Annotated in this window: 1 protein-coding gene; it reads left to right on the top strand. The window is 61.6% G+C overall.

Features of this window, described 5'->3' with window-relative positions:
• On the top strand, positions 1–815 hold an 815-nt coding region (locus BGK68_RS27125), incomplete at its 3' end, for an elongation factor Tu (protein ID WP_075260032.1).

Genomic DNA, 815 nt, shown 5'->3' with positions numbered 1-815 from the left:
ATGGCAAAAGGCAAGTTTGAACGGACCAAGCCGCACGTGAACGTCGGCACCATCGGTCACGTTGACCACGGCAAGACCACCCTGACCGCTGCAATCGCAACCGTTCTGTCGAAGAAGTTCGGCGGCGAAGCGAAGGCCTACGACCAGATCGATGCAGCGCCTGAAGAAAAGGCCCGCGGCATCACCATCAACACCGCGCACGTCGAATACGAAACCGCGAACCGTCACTACGCGCACGTTGACTGCCCAGGCCACGCCGACTATGTGAAGAACATGATCACCGGCGCAGCCCAGATGGACGGCGCGATCCTGGTGTGCTCGGCCGCTGACGGCCCGATGCCCCAGACCCGCGAGCACATCCTGCTGTCGCGCCAGGTTGGCGTGCCTTACATCATCGTCTTCCTGAACAAGGCTGACATGGTGGACGACGCTGAACTGCTGGAACTGGTGGAAATGGAAGTCCGCGAACTGCTGTCGAAGTACGAGTTCCCTGGCGACGACCTGCCCATCGTGAAGGGTTCGGCCAAGCTGGCGCTGGAAGGCGACACCGGTCCCCTGGGCGAGCAAGCGATCATGGCCCTGGCCGAAGCGCTGGACACCTACATCCCGACCCCGGAACGTGCCGTTGACGGTACCTTCCTGATGCCGGTGGAAGACGTGTTCTCGATCTCCGGCCGTGGCACCGTGGTGACCGGTCGCGTTGAGCGCGGCATCATCAAGGTCGGCGAAGAAATCGAAATCGTCGGTATCGCTGACACCCAGAAGACCACCTGCACCGGCGTGGAAATGTTCCGCAAGCTGCTGGACCAAGGTCA

The organism is Herbaspirillum camelliae (assembly GCF_001929405.1).
GTDB classification, from domain to species: domain Bacteria; phylum Pseudomonadota; class Gammaproteobacteria; order Burkholderiales; family Burkholderiaceae_D; genus Herbaspirillum; species Herbaspirillum seropedicae.
Note: the sequence above shows the minus strand (reverse complement) of the source record. Positions and strands in the feature narration are given on the sequence as shown.